General features: G+C 68.5%; 11 protein-coding genes. 5 read left to right on the top strand and 6 right to left on the bottom strand.

Features of this window, described 5'->3' with window-relative positions:
• Nucleotides 1–265 precede the first annotated feature (265 nt).
• Genes TSO5_RS03215 through gmd form a run of 3 tightly spaced genes read right to left on the bottom strand, consistent with a single transcriptional unit; the run spans nt 266 to nt 2,817 of the window.
• A complete protein-coding gene (locus TSO5_RS03215; RefSeq protein WP_109150213.1) occupies nt 266–694 on the bottom strand; it encodes a hypothetical protein in 429 nt (142 codons plus the stop codon).
• Between the two features lie 40 nt (nt 695–734).
• Nucleotides 735–1,730, bottom strand: a complete 996-nt coding sequence (locus TSO5_RS03210) for a GDP-mannose 4,6-dehydratase (RefSeq protein ID WP_109150212.1) — start codon at nt 1,728–1,730, stop codon at nt 735–737.
• 31 nt (nt 1,731–1,761) lie between these two features.
• A complete protein-coding gene (gmd, locus tag TSO5_RS03205) occupies nt 1,762–2,817 on the bottom strand; it encodes a GDP-mannose 4,6-dehydratase (RefSeq protein WP_247870570.1) in 1,056 nt (351 codons plus the stop codon).
• A gap of 222 nt (nt 2,818–3,039) precedes the next feature.
• On the opposite strand from gmd, the gene TSO5_RS03200 reads away from it, so the two are divergent.
• From TSO5_RS03200 to TSO5_RS03190, 3 genes are read left to right on the top strand one after another with little or no spacing between them, the layout of a single operon-like run.
• Nucleotides 3,040–5,004: a tetratricopeptide repeat protein gene (locus tag TSO5_RS03200; RefSeq protein ID WP_109150210.1), complete on the top strand. Its 1,965-nt coding sequence runs from the start codon at nt 3,040–3,042 to the stop codon at nt 5,002–5,004.
• A gap of 54 nt (nt 5,005–5,058) precedes the next feature.
• On the top strand, nt 5,059–5,817 hold the full coding sequence (locus TSO5_RS03195) for a class I SAM-dependent methyltransferase (protein WP_109150209.1): 759 nt from the start codon (nt 5,059–5,061) through the stop codon (nt 5,815–5,817).
• Nucleotides 5,810–6,745 (top strand): class I SAM-dependent methyltransferase, encoded by a 936-nt coding sequence (locus TSO5_RS03190; protein ID WP_109150208.1) that lies wholly within the window; start codon nt 5,810–5,812, stop codon nt 6,743–6,745. The genes TSO5_RS03195 and TSO5_RS03190 overlap by 8 nt, the downstream gene beginning before the upstream one ends.
• Before the next feature lie 27 nt (nt 6,746–6,772).
• On the opposite strand, the gene TSO5_RS03185 is transcribed toward TSO5_RS03190, so the two are convergent.
• Complete coding sequence (locus tag TSO5_RS03185) at nt 6,773–8,392, bottom strand: hypothetical protein (RefSeq protein ID WP_109150207.1); 1,620 nt, start codon at nt 8,390–8,392, stop codon at nt 6,773–6,775.
• A 207-nt stretch (nt 8,393–8,599) separates the two neighbouring features.
• Between TSO5_RS03185 and TSO5_RS03180 the strand changes: the two genes are divergently transcribed.
• Nucleotides 8,600–10,411: a tetratricopeptide repeat protein gene (locus TSO5_RS03180; RefSeq protein ID WP_247870569.1), complete on the top strand. Its 1,812-nt coding sequence runs from the start codon at nt 8,600–8,602 to the stop codon at nt 10,409–10,411.
• Here TSO5_RS03180 and TSO5_RS03175 read toward each other — a convergent pair.
• Nucleotides 10,408–11,079, bottom strand: a complete 672-nt coding sequence (locus TSO5_RS03175) for a formyltransferase family protein (RefSeq protein ID WP_109150205.1) — start codon at nt 11,077–11,079, stop codon at nt 10,408–10,410. The genes TSO5_RS03180 and TSO5_RS03175 overlap by 4 nt on opposite strands.
• 21 nt (nt 11,080–11,100) lie before the next feature.
• Complete coding sequence (locus TSO5_RS03170) at nt 11,101–12,282, bottom strand: glycosyltransferase family 4 protein (protein ID WP_109150204.1); 1,182 nt, start codon at nt 12,280–12,282, stop codon at nt 11,101–11,103.
• A gap of 159 nt (nt 12,283–12,441) precedes the next feature.
• Here TSO5_RS03170 and TSO5_RS03165 point away from each other — a divergent pair, with 159 nt between their 5' ends.
• Nucleotides 12,442–13,410: a GDP-L-fucose synthase gene (locus TSO5_RS03165; RefSeq protein WP_109150203.1), complete on the top strand. Its 969-nt coding sequence runs from the start codon at nt 12,442–12,444 to the stop codon at nt 13,408–13,410.
• The last annotated feature ends 20 nt before the right edge of the window (nt 13,411–13,430 follow it).

The following is a 13,430-nucleotide window of genomic DNA, read 5'->3' as shown; positions in this document are numbered from 1 at the left end:
TTCGTCTGCTCGGCGTGTACAACAGCACGGTGCTCTCGCTCTCCGACATCAACCTCGGTTGATCCGGCGACGAAGCATCGCGGTAAAAGGGAAGGGCGCCCGCAAGGGCGCCCTTTTCTTTTGACGTTCGGCTGCTTTGAACCGCAGCCCGCCATCCGGCAGCTTCGGAACGGGCAAAAGAAAAGGCGGCGACCGGGAGGACCGGTTGCCGCCTTTTTGTTTTACGGGTCCTCCCGCCGCCGCAAGGGGAGGATGGGGCTCGGGATCAGTGGGCGGGCAGGGCCGACAGGCGATCCACCATGCGCAGGATGCCTTGGGCCAGACGGATGATGGCGGGCGAGCCGATGAACAGTTCGCGCAGGGCGTCCCCCTCGCCGAAGCGCAGGACGAAACCGTTCGGGTTGAAGACCACGGCGACCTTCGCGGTCTCCGACAGGACATGCTGGGTCCGTCCCTGGAACACCGCGTCCAGGATCGACCGTGCCAGTTCGCGCGCATCGTCTTCCGGCAGGGTCGCGATCTCCGGTCCCAGCCTGCTTTCGTTGAACAGGAAGATGCCCTCCATCCGGACTGCGCCGTCCTGTGCCGACCCTTCTTCGCTCAAGGCGATATGGGAGAGGAACTTGCCGTCGGGAAACAGGACGGTGCGGTCGTCGACCTCGACATTGATGACCAGCCTGCTTTTGGCCGACATGAGGTGTGTTCTCCGGAAGAAAGGGGGTCGAAAATCGGGATCAGTCGGCGGCGCGGCGCGCCATCTCGGCGTCGGCCAGCCCCATGACCACCTCGGCCATCCGGCGTTCGGCGCGCCAGCCCAGCAGCCGCTCCGCCTTGGCGGGGTTGCCGACGCTGAAGGCGATGTCGGACGGGCGCAGCAGGGCGGCGTTGCCATGGACATGCCGGCGCCAGTCCAGTCCGAAATAGGAGAAGGCCTGCTCGACGAAATCCTCCAGCCGGTGCGCCTCGCCGGTGGCGATCACGAAATCCTCGGGCTGGTCATGGGCCAGCATGCGGGCCATGGCGTCGACATATTCCGGCGCCCACCCCCAGTCACGGGCGATCGACAGCGTCCCCAACTCCAGGCTGTCGGTCTTGCCCTCGGCGATATCGGCGGCGCCGCGGACGATCTTCTGGGTGACGTAGCGGACCGGGCGCAGCGGCGATTCATGGTTGAACAGGATGCCGGAGCAGGCGAACAGTCCATAGGCCTCGCGATAATTGGCGACCGCCCAATAGGCCGCCGCCTTGCCCACGCCATAGGGGCTGCGGGGATGGAAGGGGGTCGATTCGTCGGCCGGGTCGCTGGTGTTGCCGAAGCATTCGCTGGACGACGCATTGTAGAACCGTGCGTCGAGCTTCAGGAAGCGGATCGCTTCCAGGATGTTGATGGTGCTGTTGATGGTGCTGTTCAGCGTCTCGACCGGTTGCTCGAAGGACAGACCGACCGAGGCCTGGCTGGCGAGATTGTAGATCTCGGCCGGACGGACCCGGGCGATCACCTCGACCACGCTGCGGAAGTCGGTCAGCACGGCCGAATGCAGCGCGACCCGGCCGAAGATGCCGAGCCGCCGCAGGTTGGCGAAGCTCGACATCTCCCGGTCGCGCGAGGTGCCGTGAACCGTATAGCCCTTGCCCAGCAGAAGCTGGGCAAGATAGGCGCCGTCCTGGCCCGAAACGCCGAAGATCAGTGCGGTCTTCGGTTCGCTTCGGGTCGTCGTTCCGATGGTCATGAACAGCGCCCTATCGGTCGCGGAAGCGGGGTCAGCGGTGATCGTCGCCGTCAGCCGCCAGCCGCATGTCCGACTCGACCATGTCCCGCACCAGATCGCGGAAGGCGGTGGTGTGGGTCCAGCCCAGCTTCTGGCGCGCCTTGCTGGGATCGCCCAGCAGCAGGTCGACTTCGGTCGGGCGGAAATAGCGAGGATCGATGCGGACCACCACCTTGCCGGTCTTCTGGCAGACTCCTTCCTCGTCGACGCCCTCGCCGCGCCACTCGATGCCGCGGCCGATGTGGCCGAAGGCCAACTCGACGAACTCGCGCACGCTGTGGGTCTCGCCGGTGGCCAGCACGTAATCGTCGGCCTCGTCCTGCTGCAGGATGCGCCACATGCCTTCGACATAGTCGCGCGCATGGCCCCAGTCGCGCTTGGCGTCCAGGTTGCCGAGATACAGGCAGTCCTGCCGGCCATGCTCGATCGCCGCCACCGCGCGGGTGATCTTGCGGGTGACGAAGGTCTCGCCGCGGGTCGGCCCCTCATGGTTGAACAGGATGCCGTTGCTGGCGTGCATGCCGTAGGCCTCGCGGTAGTTCACCGTGATCCAGTAGGCGTACAGCTTGGCGGCGGCATAGGGGCTGCGCGGGTAGAAGGGCGTGGTCTCGCGCTGCGGCGTCTCCTGCACCTTGCCGTACAGCTCCGAGGTGGAGGCCTGGTAGAAGCGGGCGGTCTTTTCCAGGCCCAGGATGCGGATCGCCTCCAGCAGGCGCAGCGTGCCGATGCCGTCGGCGTTGGCGGTGTATTCCGGCGTCTCGAAGCTCACATGGACGTGGCTCTGGGCCGCCAGATTGTAGATCTCGGTCGGCTGGATCTGCTGGACCAGGCGGATCAGGTTGGTGCTGTCGGTCAGGTCGCCGTAATGCATGAAGAAGCGCACGTCCTCCTCATGCGGGTCGCGGTAGAGATGCTCCACCCGGCCCGTGTTGAAGGAGGAGGACCGGCGCTTGACGCCATGGACGATGTAGCCCTTGCCCAGCAGAAGCTCGGCAAGATACGCGCCATCCTGGCCGGTGGCGCCGGTGATGAGGGCAACTTTGCGCAAAGGACCGACCCTTGATCTGTACGGCGTTGATGATCGGGCACTATCCTCAATGGGTCCGGGCAAGGCAAGGTTCTTGAGATCGCGTCCCGCCAAGGGCGCGGGTGGCGGGATATGCTCCGGTACTGTCATCAACTCGGTTGATGTGCCTATGCGGTGACGATAGGGTGCGCGCCGAACTGGCCTGCCGCTCTCTTGCGCCGAAGCCGCACAGCACGGATCGTTATGACCACCGTCGCCGAAGCACTGCAGATCGCCGTCGGACTTTACCGCGCCGACCGCCTGGACGAGGCGTGCGCGCTTTATCTGCGCATCCTGGAGGTCGATCCGCGCAACGCCGTCGCTCTGCATCTGCTGGGGTTGGCCGAACGCCGGCAGGGACGGCGGGACAAGGCGCTGGAGTTGATCCGCGCGGCGCTCGACATCGCCCCCGACATGGCCGACGCCTGCTGCAACCTGGCCGGAATCCTGTCCGAACTCGGCCGGGTCGACGAGGCGGCGGCGGCACAGCGCCGCGCCCTGGCGATCGACCCGGCGCTGGAGGCGGCGCATCACGGCCTCGCCAGCCTGTTGTGCAGCCGCGGCGGCCCGCGCGACTGGTCGGCATCGGCCGCGTCCTTCCGCCGCGTGCTGCGCCTCAATCCCCAGCGTGCCGAGGTCTATCACGATCTGGGCATCGCCCTGCGCCAGGGCGGAGCGGTCGATGCCGGCGCCTTGGCCCTGGCGCAGGGCAGCCAGCGGAACGCGCTCGCCCTGCGGCCGGACTTCGCCGCTCCCCACGCGAAGCTGGGCAATCTGCTGATCGAACTCGGCCGGCTGGACGAAGCGCTGGTCTGTTTCCGCCGCTCGCTCGTCATAGAACCGGAGCAGGGCGATACCCTCTACAACCAGGGCAACGCCCAGCATGCCGCCGGGCTGGCCGATGCGGCGGTCGACAGCTATGTCCGCGCGGCCCGTGCCGGCGTCAATCTGTCGCTGACCCGGCTGGCCGACGTGCTGACCGGCCTTGGCCGCGAAGGAGAGGCGGAGCAGGTGCTGCGTCTGGCGCTGACCAGACCGGGCAGCGATGTCGCTGGCGCCATCGACATGCTGTCGGCCCTGCTGGCGCGCCAGGGGCGTTACGAGGAAACGCGGCGCTTCTTCGCCGACTACCGCTATCCCCACCTCGCCGATCCCAACGCCTTCCGCATCGAATGCCTGACCGCCATCGCCGAAAGCTGGCTGGCGGCCGGCGAGGTCGACCGGGCGGTTGAGGTTCTGGCCGGGGTGCACGGCCATGGCAGCCGCTTCTTCACCGTGAAGTCGATCGCGGGACTGCAACAGGTCCTGGCCCGGCAGGGAAAGCGGCTGGAACGGCCGGCCAACCCCGACCCGTCGCAACCGCGCATCTGCTCCTCCACGCTCGCCACCCATGGGCGCTTCGCCCACAATGTGCTGGAATATGTGCTGCTGCGGCTCTACGCCGAAAAATTCGGCTACCGGCTGGAGACGCCGGACTGGGTCGGCGGCCATTACTTCGACCTCGACGATCCCCGGCCCTCGGGCGGGCTGAAGCCCATGCATTTCGCCCGGCGCATCCTGAACGATCTGGTGACCGGGCGGCGCGACGATCCGCGTCCGAACGTCGACATCCTCTCGCCGCTGTTCCTGTTCGAGCATCGCGAGGAATGGCGCGAGCGGGTGCAGTCCTGGCTGCGGCCGCGGCCGGAATGGCTGCCCCATGTCGATCCGGTGATGCAGGCGCTGAAAGACCGCGGCAACACGGTGGTGGCCCTGCACATCCGCCGCGGCGATTTCGTCTGGTTCCGCTACACCATCACCGAGACCTCCTGGTACGTCGACTGGCTGAAGGCGTTGTGGCCGACGCTGGACCGGCCGGTGCTCTACATCGCCACCGACGATCCGGCGACCATCGCCGACTTCGCGGAATTCGCGCCGGTCTCGCTGGACCATTTGGTGAAGGACGGGCTGGCCAAGGACGGGGCGGTACAGCCGTGGACAGGGCTGGAGTTCCTGCAGGACTTCCACGTGCTGATGAACGCCGACGTGCTGGGCGTCAGCGCGCAGAGCGGCTACAGCCAGCTGGCGGCCCTGCTGAACCGCAACGCCCGCCTGTTCGTCGAACCGGACGCGGCGGCGCGGCGGATCAAGGCCTATTCTCCCTGGACGAGTTCGTCCGGCACCCCTTAAAGACCACCACCATCACGACCGAAGGACGCCCTCAACGGGCGGGAGGGCAGCCCCATGGATCTCGCGACCAAGGAATTCTACGACGACTTCTGGCCCCGTTTCGTGCCGATCTACGACGAGACCAAGAAGTACATGCTGGAGACTCTGACCGAGCGGCAGATCGGCCGGGCGCTGGATGCCGGCTGCGGCCACGGCATCTGCTCGGTCATCCTGTCGGAAATGGCGGAGCAGGTGGTGTCGGTCGACGTGTCGTCGGACAGCCTCGCCACCGCGCGCCAGCAGGCCCAGCGCTTCGGCCGCGACAACATCGAGTTCCACCACCAGGATCTCCAGGAACTGGACACGAACCTCGGTCCGTTCGATCTGGTCTGGTGCTGGGGCGTGGCGATGATGGCGCCCGATCCGATGAAGGTGATGCGCAACCTGATGGCCGTCACCAAGCCGGGCGGCACCGTCTATCTCGGCCTGTACCTGAAGACCTGGCTGTCACCGGTGCATGAGGGCGTGCGCCATTTCTGCCGCGCCTACATGGACACGCCGGCCCGGCGCAAGCTGGTGGGCGGCTTCTTCACCGGGCTGACCAAGGTCGCCTGCGCGCTGAAGGGGCAGGAGATCAACCGCCGCGCCGACAACGTGTCGATCCAGGCCCAGGTCGAGGACTGGTACTATCCGCCCTACAAGACCTTCTATTCGATCGAGGAGATCATTGCGCTGTTCGAGCGCAACGGTTTCAAGGCCGAGTGCATCCAGGACCGGCTGGGCCGGATGAAGAGCGCCACGATCTTCGTGATCCGGGCGACGAAGAATGCCTGAGGCGGCGGCGGGGCAGGAGGATCGGACGCTTCCTCCCGACTGGGAGGAATTGGGCCGGCTGCTGTCCCGCGGCTACATCGACAGCGGCTTCATCGGCGGCGTCACCCGCGTGCCGGTTGCCGACGTCGTGCGCGACATGCTGTCGGAGGCGCGCGCCGACGAGCAGGTGGCGGAACTGCGGCGCACCGCCGCGGCCGCCGGCGTCGACGCCGACAAGGCCCGCATCCTGGAGGTCGGGTCCGGCTGCGGCATGACCGTGGTGCGCGGGCGCACCGCCCATGGGCTGGACATCCACGGCATCGAGCCGAGCATGGGCGAATACAGCTCCACGCTCGACGTCTGCCGCCGGCTGATCGACCATTACGGCCTGCCGGCCGACGCGGTGCGCGACGCCACCGGCGAGGCGATCCCCTTCCCCGACGCCAGCTTCGACATCGTCTATTCATCCAACGTGCTGGAGCATGTCGGCGACCCGGCGGCGGTGTTGAACGAGGCGCTGCGCGTGCTGAAGCCGGGCGGGCTGCTGCTGATCGTCGTGCCCAACTACGGCTCCTGGTGGGAGGGGCATTACGGCATCCTGTGGCTGCCGCGGATGCCGGCCGGGCTGGCCAAGCTCTATGTTCGGCTGTTCGGCCGCGACCCCTCCTATGTCGACACCCTCAACCTGATCGACCGCCCCTGGTTCGACCGCTGGCTCCGCCGCCATCCCGGCGGGCTGGAGGTGCTGGACTGGGGCTGGGGCGTGTTCGAACAGCGCCTGCGCACGCTGGGCTTCGGCGATTGGGCGGCGCTGTCGGTCGCCAAGCGCATCGTCACCTTCGTCCACCGCTCCGGCCTGCTGGAACCTGCGATCTGGCTGGCGCGGCGCCTGCACTGGGAAACCCCGATCATCTTCGTGGCGCGCAAGGGGACAGATAGGGGCGGGTGAGCGGGGGCATCCCTCCGGCTGCTCCCCTCATCCCGCCGGCAGCAGATCCACGGGCTGCCCGGCGGCTTTCGCCTCGGCGGCGCGGGCGAGGTCGCGGGCGATGCGGGCCATCGGACCGGACCAGTCCCATTGGCGGTCCTGGCGGTAGATCCGCAAGGACGGGTACCAGATGCTCTTCTCCGCATCGTTCATCCAGCGCCAGTCCATCCGGTAGGGCGCCGGCAGCCAGCTCGGGACGCCCAGCGCGCCGGCGACATGCAGGACGGAACTGTCGATGGCGATGACCAGATCCAGCGTCTTCATCACCGCCGCGGTGTCGAGGAAGGCGTCCGGCCCGCTGTCGAAATCCGGACCCAGGCGGTGGAGCAGCGCCTCGTCGGCATCCGCCAGGCGCTTGGCGGCGTTGTCCTGCTTGTGCAGGTCCACCAGGCTGACGCCGGGGATGGCGGCCAGCGGGCGGATGAACTCGAAGGGGACGGAGCGCTTGGGGTCGGCGTCGCGGGTGGCGTCGCCGTTGCTCCAGCACAGCCCGACGCGCAGACCGCCCAGTCCGGCCAGCCGTTCCGTCCACAGCCGCACCCGCTCGGGATCGGCCGACAGATAGGGGAGGTTCGGTACGCTGTCGGCCGTCGAGCCCAGCAGATGGGGCAGGCTGAGGAACATCGACCGCGCCCGGATGGTGGGCATGCGCTCCGGGTTGAAGCGGATGTTGCCGGGATTGGGCACGGTCGACAGCAGGCGCTGCAGCCGCGGCGGACAGACCACCACCACCTCGCCGCAGAGGCGGGCGACCTGCGTCACATAGCGGACGAAATGGATCATGTCGCCCCAGCCGCCCTCGGCGGCCAGGGCCACCGCATCGTCGGGCAGCGGCCGGCCGTCCCAGATCGGGATTGGAATTCCGTCGGCTTTGAACCAGGAATTGTTCTTGCGGAACTCGAAATCGGCCATGCCGCCGACGAAGTCGCCAAGCCGCAGCCGGTTGATCCCGGCGATGTGGCGGGCGTCGGTCATGGCCGGCTGCAGGCGCAGGGTCCGGCGGCAGGCCGTCAGCGATTCCGTCGCGCGGGCCATCTCCTCCAGCACCAGGGCGATCTGCAGATGGGCCACCGCATTGTCCGGACCCAGCATGACCGAGGCGCGGGCGTTGCGCAGCGACTCCTCGAACTCCGCCCCCTGCGAGGCGGGATCGAGCAGCAGCGCCTCGCTGAGGCCGATGCGGGTTTCCAGATGGTCAGGGCGCAGCATGGCGGCCCGGCGCAACGGGCCGGCGGCCTCCTGCCGCCGCTCCTGCCGCAGCAGTGTGCCGCCCAGCTGGTACAGGGTCTCGGCGTCGCCGGGAAGTTCGGCCGCCAGTTGCCGAAGCAGGACCAGGGCGCCGGCATGGTCGCCGATCCCCTGCAGCGTACGGCACAGGTTCTGCCGCACGGTGGTGAAATCGGGAGCCAGCCGCAGCGATCGGCGCATCAGCGCCACCGCGTCGCCGGTCCGATCGAACCGCTTCTCCACCAGCCCCAGCAGTTGCAGCCCGTCACACTGGGCGGGATCGATCGCGAGCGCCTTGCGGTAGAGCTGCCGGGCCTCGTCCAGCCGATCGGTCTGGTGGGCCTGGATAGCGGGGATGAGAAAGGTCTGCGGCTGGATCATGGGCTGGCTCGCGAAGGGCAGGGCGCCTTTATGGCCGGTGGGCGGTGCCGATTGCAATTCCGGAAGCCGTCCTGAACGCCGCCGCCGGTTTGCCGCTGCCGGTTGACCCGAAAAAACATGCCGTGCTATGGCCGGAAAGCCGGCAGACCGCGCCGTTCGTCCGTCTTCCGCCGCCCCCTTCCTGCAAGGTCAATGGATAGCCGCTTCATGGGACAAGACACCGCGCGCGCCATAGAGCATTACCGGGCCGGTCGCCGGGACGATGCCCTGGCTCTGGCCGAACAGGTGCTGCGCGAGGTTCCCGGCGATCGCGGGGCGCTCAACCTCGCCGGCGTCATCCTGTACGATCTGGGCCGCCTGGACGAGGCGGCGGAGCGGCTGTCGCATCTGGTGGTGCTCGATCCCTCCTTCTTCCAGGCGCGCATCAATCTGGCGGTGGTGCAGCAGGCGAAGGGCGCCCGGATGGACGCCGTCGCCCAGCTCCGCATGGTTGCGGCGCTGGTGCCCGACCACCTGGAGGTTCAGGACCGGCTGGGCAGCCTGCTGCATGGGCTGGGCGATCAAGCCGGTGCGTTGCGTCACCTGCGCCGCGCCGTCCGTCTTGCACCCGGCGACCCCGACCGCCGGGTGTTGCTGGCGGTGTCGCTGATGTCGAACGGCGACCATGCCGAAGCCGCCGCGGTCCTGTCCGACGTGCTGGCGCAGCAGCCCGGCCATGACGACGCCCGTGGCCATCTGGCCGCGGTCTGGCTGTCGGCCGGCCGCCCCGATCTGGCGGAGGAGGTGCTGGCTGAAGGCGGTGCCGTGACCGGCGAGACGGCGAACATCCTGGCCCGTGCCCGGCTCTATCGCCGGATCGCCGAAGAGGCCGGCCGGCCGCAGCTTCCGGATGGACTTCTGGTGCGGGCCCCCTTCTCGGTCCTGTCGGGCTACGGCGACTTCGCCCAGCATTTCGTGCGCAGCCTGATGGAACGCGGACAGACGCTGCGGCTGGCCGGACTGGCCGGCGAGGAGAGCTGGCGCCCATCCTTCGCCGACCCGATCCTGCAGGCGGCGGCGCGGCGGTTGGGCGAACCGCTGCGGCCCCGTCTGGCGCTCAGCGTGCTGACCCCGCCTCTGGTCGAGCCGATCCCCGGCGTGCCGACCATCAATTACACCATGTTCGAAGGGCCGCGGATCCCGGCCGTCTTCGCCGCCTGCAACCGGGCGCACGATCTGGTGATCGTACCGACCGAATCCTCCCGGCTGGCCTGGATCGCCGCCGGCCATCCGGAGGACCGCATCCGCGTCTGCCCGCCCGGCATCGCCCCCAACCCGGCGGACGCCGGAGCCCGGCCGCTGCCCATCATGGGACCGCGCGGCCGGGCGGTGATGGACTATCGGGTGCGGGTGCTCAACATCTCCGACTTCGTCGCGCGCAAGAACCTGGATGGGCTGCTGCGGGTCTGGCTGCGCGCCACCCGCGCCGGCGACGACGCGATCCTGATCCTGAAAGTGGGCAAGGGCGGCTCTACCCTGGTCGGCGAGGTCCGCCGGCTGCTCGAGCAGGGCATGCAGGCGACCGGCCGCCGGCTGGAGGAAGCCGCTCCCATCGCCCTGCTGACCGACCGCTACGACGAGCAGGGCATCGCCGGCCTCTATGCCATGGCGACCCATTATTTCAGCCTGTCCCATGGCGAGGGCTGGGACCTGCCGATCACCCGTGCCGGCTGTCTGGGCGCCGGCCTGATCGCTCCCCGGCACAGCGCCTACACGGCCTATCTGGATGACCGCGTCGCCCATCTGATCCCCTGCACCACCGGCCCGGCGCTGATGCCCTACAGCAGCGCCTACTATCCCGCCTTCCACGGGCTGGACTGGTGGCACCCGGACGAGGACGCCGCGGCCGACATCCTGTCCCGCGTCGTCCGCGATCCCGAAGGCGAGCGCCGCGACGCTGCCCGCCACCTGATGGACAGCTTCACCTGGGACGCCGCCGCGTCCCGGCTGCTGGACGCTTTGGATGGGGTGGGGCGCTAATCCTCCTCCAGCACGAAACGGCGGCCGTGCAGGGTCAGGCAGGGGCGGATGCCTTCGTACCTGACGCTGCGCAGCGCCCGGATGCGGCGCTCCATCTCCTCGCTCCCGATGTCCGGCGGCAGGGCGCGCAGCGCATCCAGCGCCTTGCGCGTGCAGCGCCGGCTCTGGTCCCAGGCCAGAGCTGTATGGGGCAGCGGCTTGTCGGTCAGCGCCAGCTGCGGGGCCAGCATCACGAACAGCTGGATCAGTGCCGTATAGGTCCGGTCGATCAGCCAGTCCGCCTCCGGCAGTTCCGGCAGCGGGAAGGACAAAGCGCCGACGATGGGGCCGGCGTCCACCCGTTGCGTCATCTCGTGCGCGGTGACGCCATACTGCGCCGCCCCGTCATACAGCGCGAAGGCGAAGGGATGCCGGCCGGGATAGCCGGGCGGGCCGGGGTGGAAGTTGTAGGAGGGACCCGAGACCCGCCGCAGCAGAGCCGCCGGCACGATGCTGTTGGTCCGGAAGGCGACGATGCGGTCGACTCCTCCGGCTTCCGCCACCGTCCGCTCCAGCCCTGCCGCGTCGGTCGCGGTGACCACCACCAGTTCCCGATTGGCGGTGGCGAGCACCGCGCCGAGATGGCGGGCATCCTCCCGCGGGCAGAGCAGGGCCAGCTTGGCGGGCATGCGGTGGAAGCCCTTCGGGTCTTATTGCGTGGCGCCGACGAACGCCTCGGCGAAGGCGCGCCAGCTGCGCTCGGTGCGGATGAAGGCCTTGGCGCGGGCGGCGCGGGCCTTGGCGGCGGTGCGGTCGGCATAGAGCCGCTCCAGCGCCTCCACCAGCTCGTCGACCGAGGATTCGCCCCAGCCGAAGCGGCTGCCGTCGCGGTCGGCGACCGGAACCTGCCGGTCCAGCGTCAGGCACAGATCGTCGCCCTGGGTCGGGCTCTTCAGCAGGTCGCGGTGGCCGGTGTTGTTGGACAGCACCACCGGGACGCCGCAGGCCATCGCCTCCATGGCGACGAGGTTGGTCGCTCCCTCGCAACGGTTGGGGAAGACGGCGGCATGGCAGTCGGCCAGCACGCCGGCGATCTGGTGGCGGCCGAGGAAGCCCAGATCGACGAAGCCCTCCTCGTCGGCGCCGTTCTCCATCGCCCAGGTCTTCACGTCGATCATGTTGTTGGGCAGGACCCGCGGCGGCTTCGGCGCCAGCGGCGATTCCGCCATGGTCATGCCGACCTCCGGCCAGGCGTTCTGCCAGGCGGTGACCAGCAGGGCGTCCGGGTGGCGCTGACGGAAACGCAGGAAGGCGGCCAGCACAATGTCCTGGCCCTTGCGGAACTCCAGCTTGCCGCCGGAGAAGATGACGAAGCGGTCGCCGAATTGGCCGCTCGGGTCCGCCTCCACCATCTCGGTCGGGTCGATGCCCTGGAAGGCGAGGCCGACATTGTCGAAGCCCCAGATCTCCAGAAGCTGTTTGTTGTAGGTGGAATGCACGACGATGCGGTCGTACTGGCGGGCGCGCGCCATCACCTCGGGCGTGAAGCGGGTTTCCTCATAGGCGATGACGCCGATGTTGCGCCGGCCGCGGAAGCGGCCCGAGGGTCCGCCGGCGGTGAAGCCGTTGCCCAGCGCGTGCAGGACGTCGAACTCCTTCAGCAGCAGCATGTGGCCCTTGGCGTTGTCGGCCATGGCGGCGATCTGCTGGTAGGGGCCTTCCAGCGGCTGCAGCTTCGCCCGGTTCTCCGGGCGCAGGGTGCCCATCAGCGGCTTTTCGAGCAGCAGCGGCGGCCGGCCCTGGTCGGCGAGATAGAGGGCGGTGTGGACACCCACCAGCCCCCAGCCGTGGACCTCCGTGAGCTGCCAGGTGAAAGCCAAATTCGAAATCATGATGGAAACCCCAATTCTGGGTGCAAATCCGGCAGCCCAAGGGGCCGGAAGATCCCGCGCCGGGGCGGCGCTTGTCAAGCCGAGCGGAGCGGACTGGATTCACCGCAGTCCGGATGCTACGACACCACACGGCTTTTCATAGCGGCATGGGGCGCAAGGGTGCGGACGGAATCGCTTTTCTCCCTGGAGGGCAAACGGGTCTGGGTGGCCGGGCATCGCGGCATGGCGGGGGCGGCCATCGTCCGCCGCCTGGACCGCGAGCCGTGCGAGCTGATCACCGTCGGCCGCGACCGCGTCGATTTGCGCCGTCAGGCGGAGGTCGAGGACTGGATGGCCGAGACGAAGCCGGAGCTGGTCTTCGTCGCCGCCGCCACCGTCGGCGGCATCCTCGCCAACTCCACCCGGCCGGCCGAATTCCTCTACGACAATCTGGCGATCGAGACCAACATCATCCACGGCGCCTACCGGACGGGGGTGAAGAAGCTGGTCTTCCTGGGATCCTCCTGCATCTATCCCCGGCTGGCCGAGCAGCCGATGCGCGAGGACGCCCTGCTGACCGGCCCGCTGGAGCCGACCAACGAGTGGTACGCCATCGCCAAGATCGCCGGCATCAAGATGTGCCAGGCCTACCGGCGCCAGTATGGCTGCGACTTCATCTCGGCGATGCCGACCAACCTCTACGGCCTGAACGACAATTTCGACCTGCAGGGGGGCCATGTCGCCGCAGCATTGCTGGCCAAGATCCACCGCGCCAAGGTCGACGGCCAGCCCTTCGTCGAGCTGTGGGGCACCGGGTCGCCCAAGCGTGAGTTCCTGTTCGCCGACGATCTGGCCGACGGTCTGGTCTTCCTGGCCCGGCAGTATTCGGACGAGCCGCACGTCAATGTCGGCACCGGCAGCGAGGTGTCGATCCGCGAACTGGCCGAGCTGATCCGCGACGTGGTCGGCTATGAGGGCGAGTTCCGCTACGACACCTCAAAGCCGGACGGCAGCCCGCGCAAGCTGATGGACGTCAGCCGGATGACGGAGATGGGCTGGACCGCCCCCACGACCCTGCGCGACGGCTTCGCCACCACCTACCGCTGGTTCCTGGAAAACGTCGACCGAGGTGCCCTGCGGGGGCTCTGAACCCGTTCCCCCGCAACGGT

This window comes from Azospirillum sp. TSO5, assembly GCF_003116065.1.
GTDB lineage: Bacteria > Pseudomonadota > Alphaproteobacteria > Azospirillales > Azospirillaceae > Azospirillum.
The sequence above is the reverse complement of the archived record's forward strand: the minus strand, read 5'-3'. Positions and strand labels throughout refer to the sequence as shown.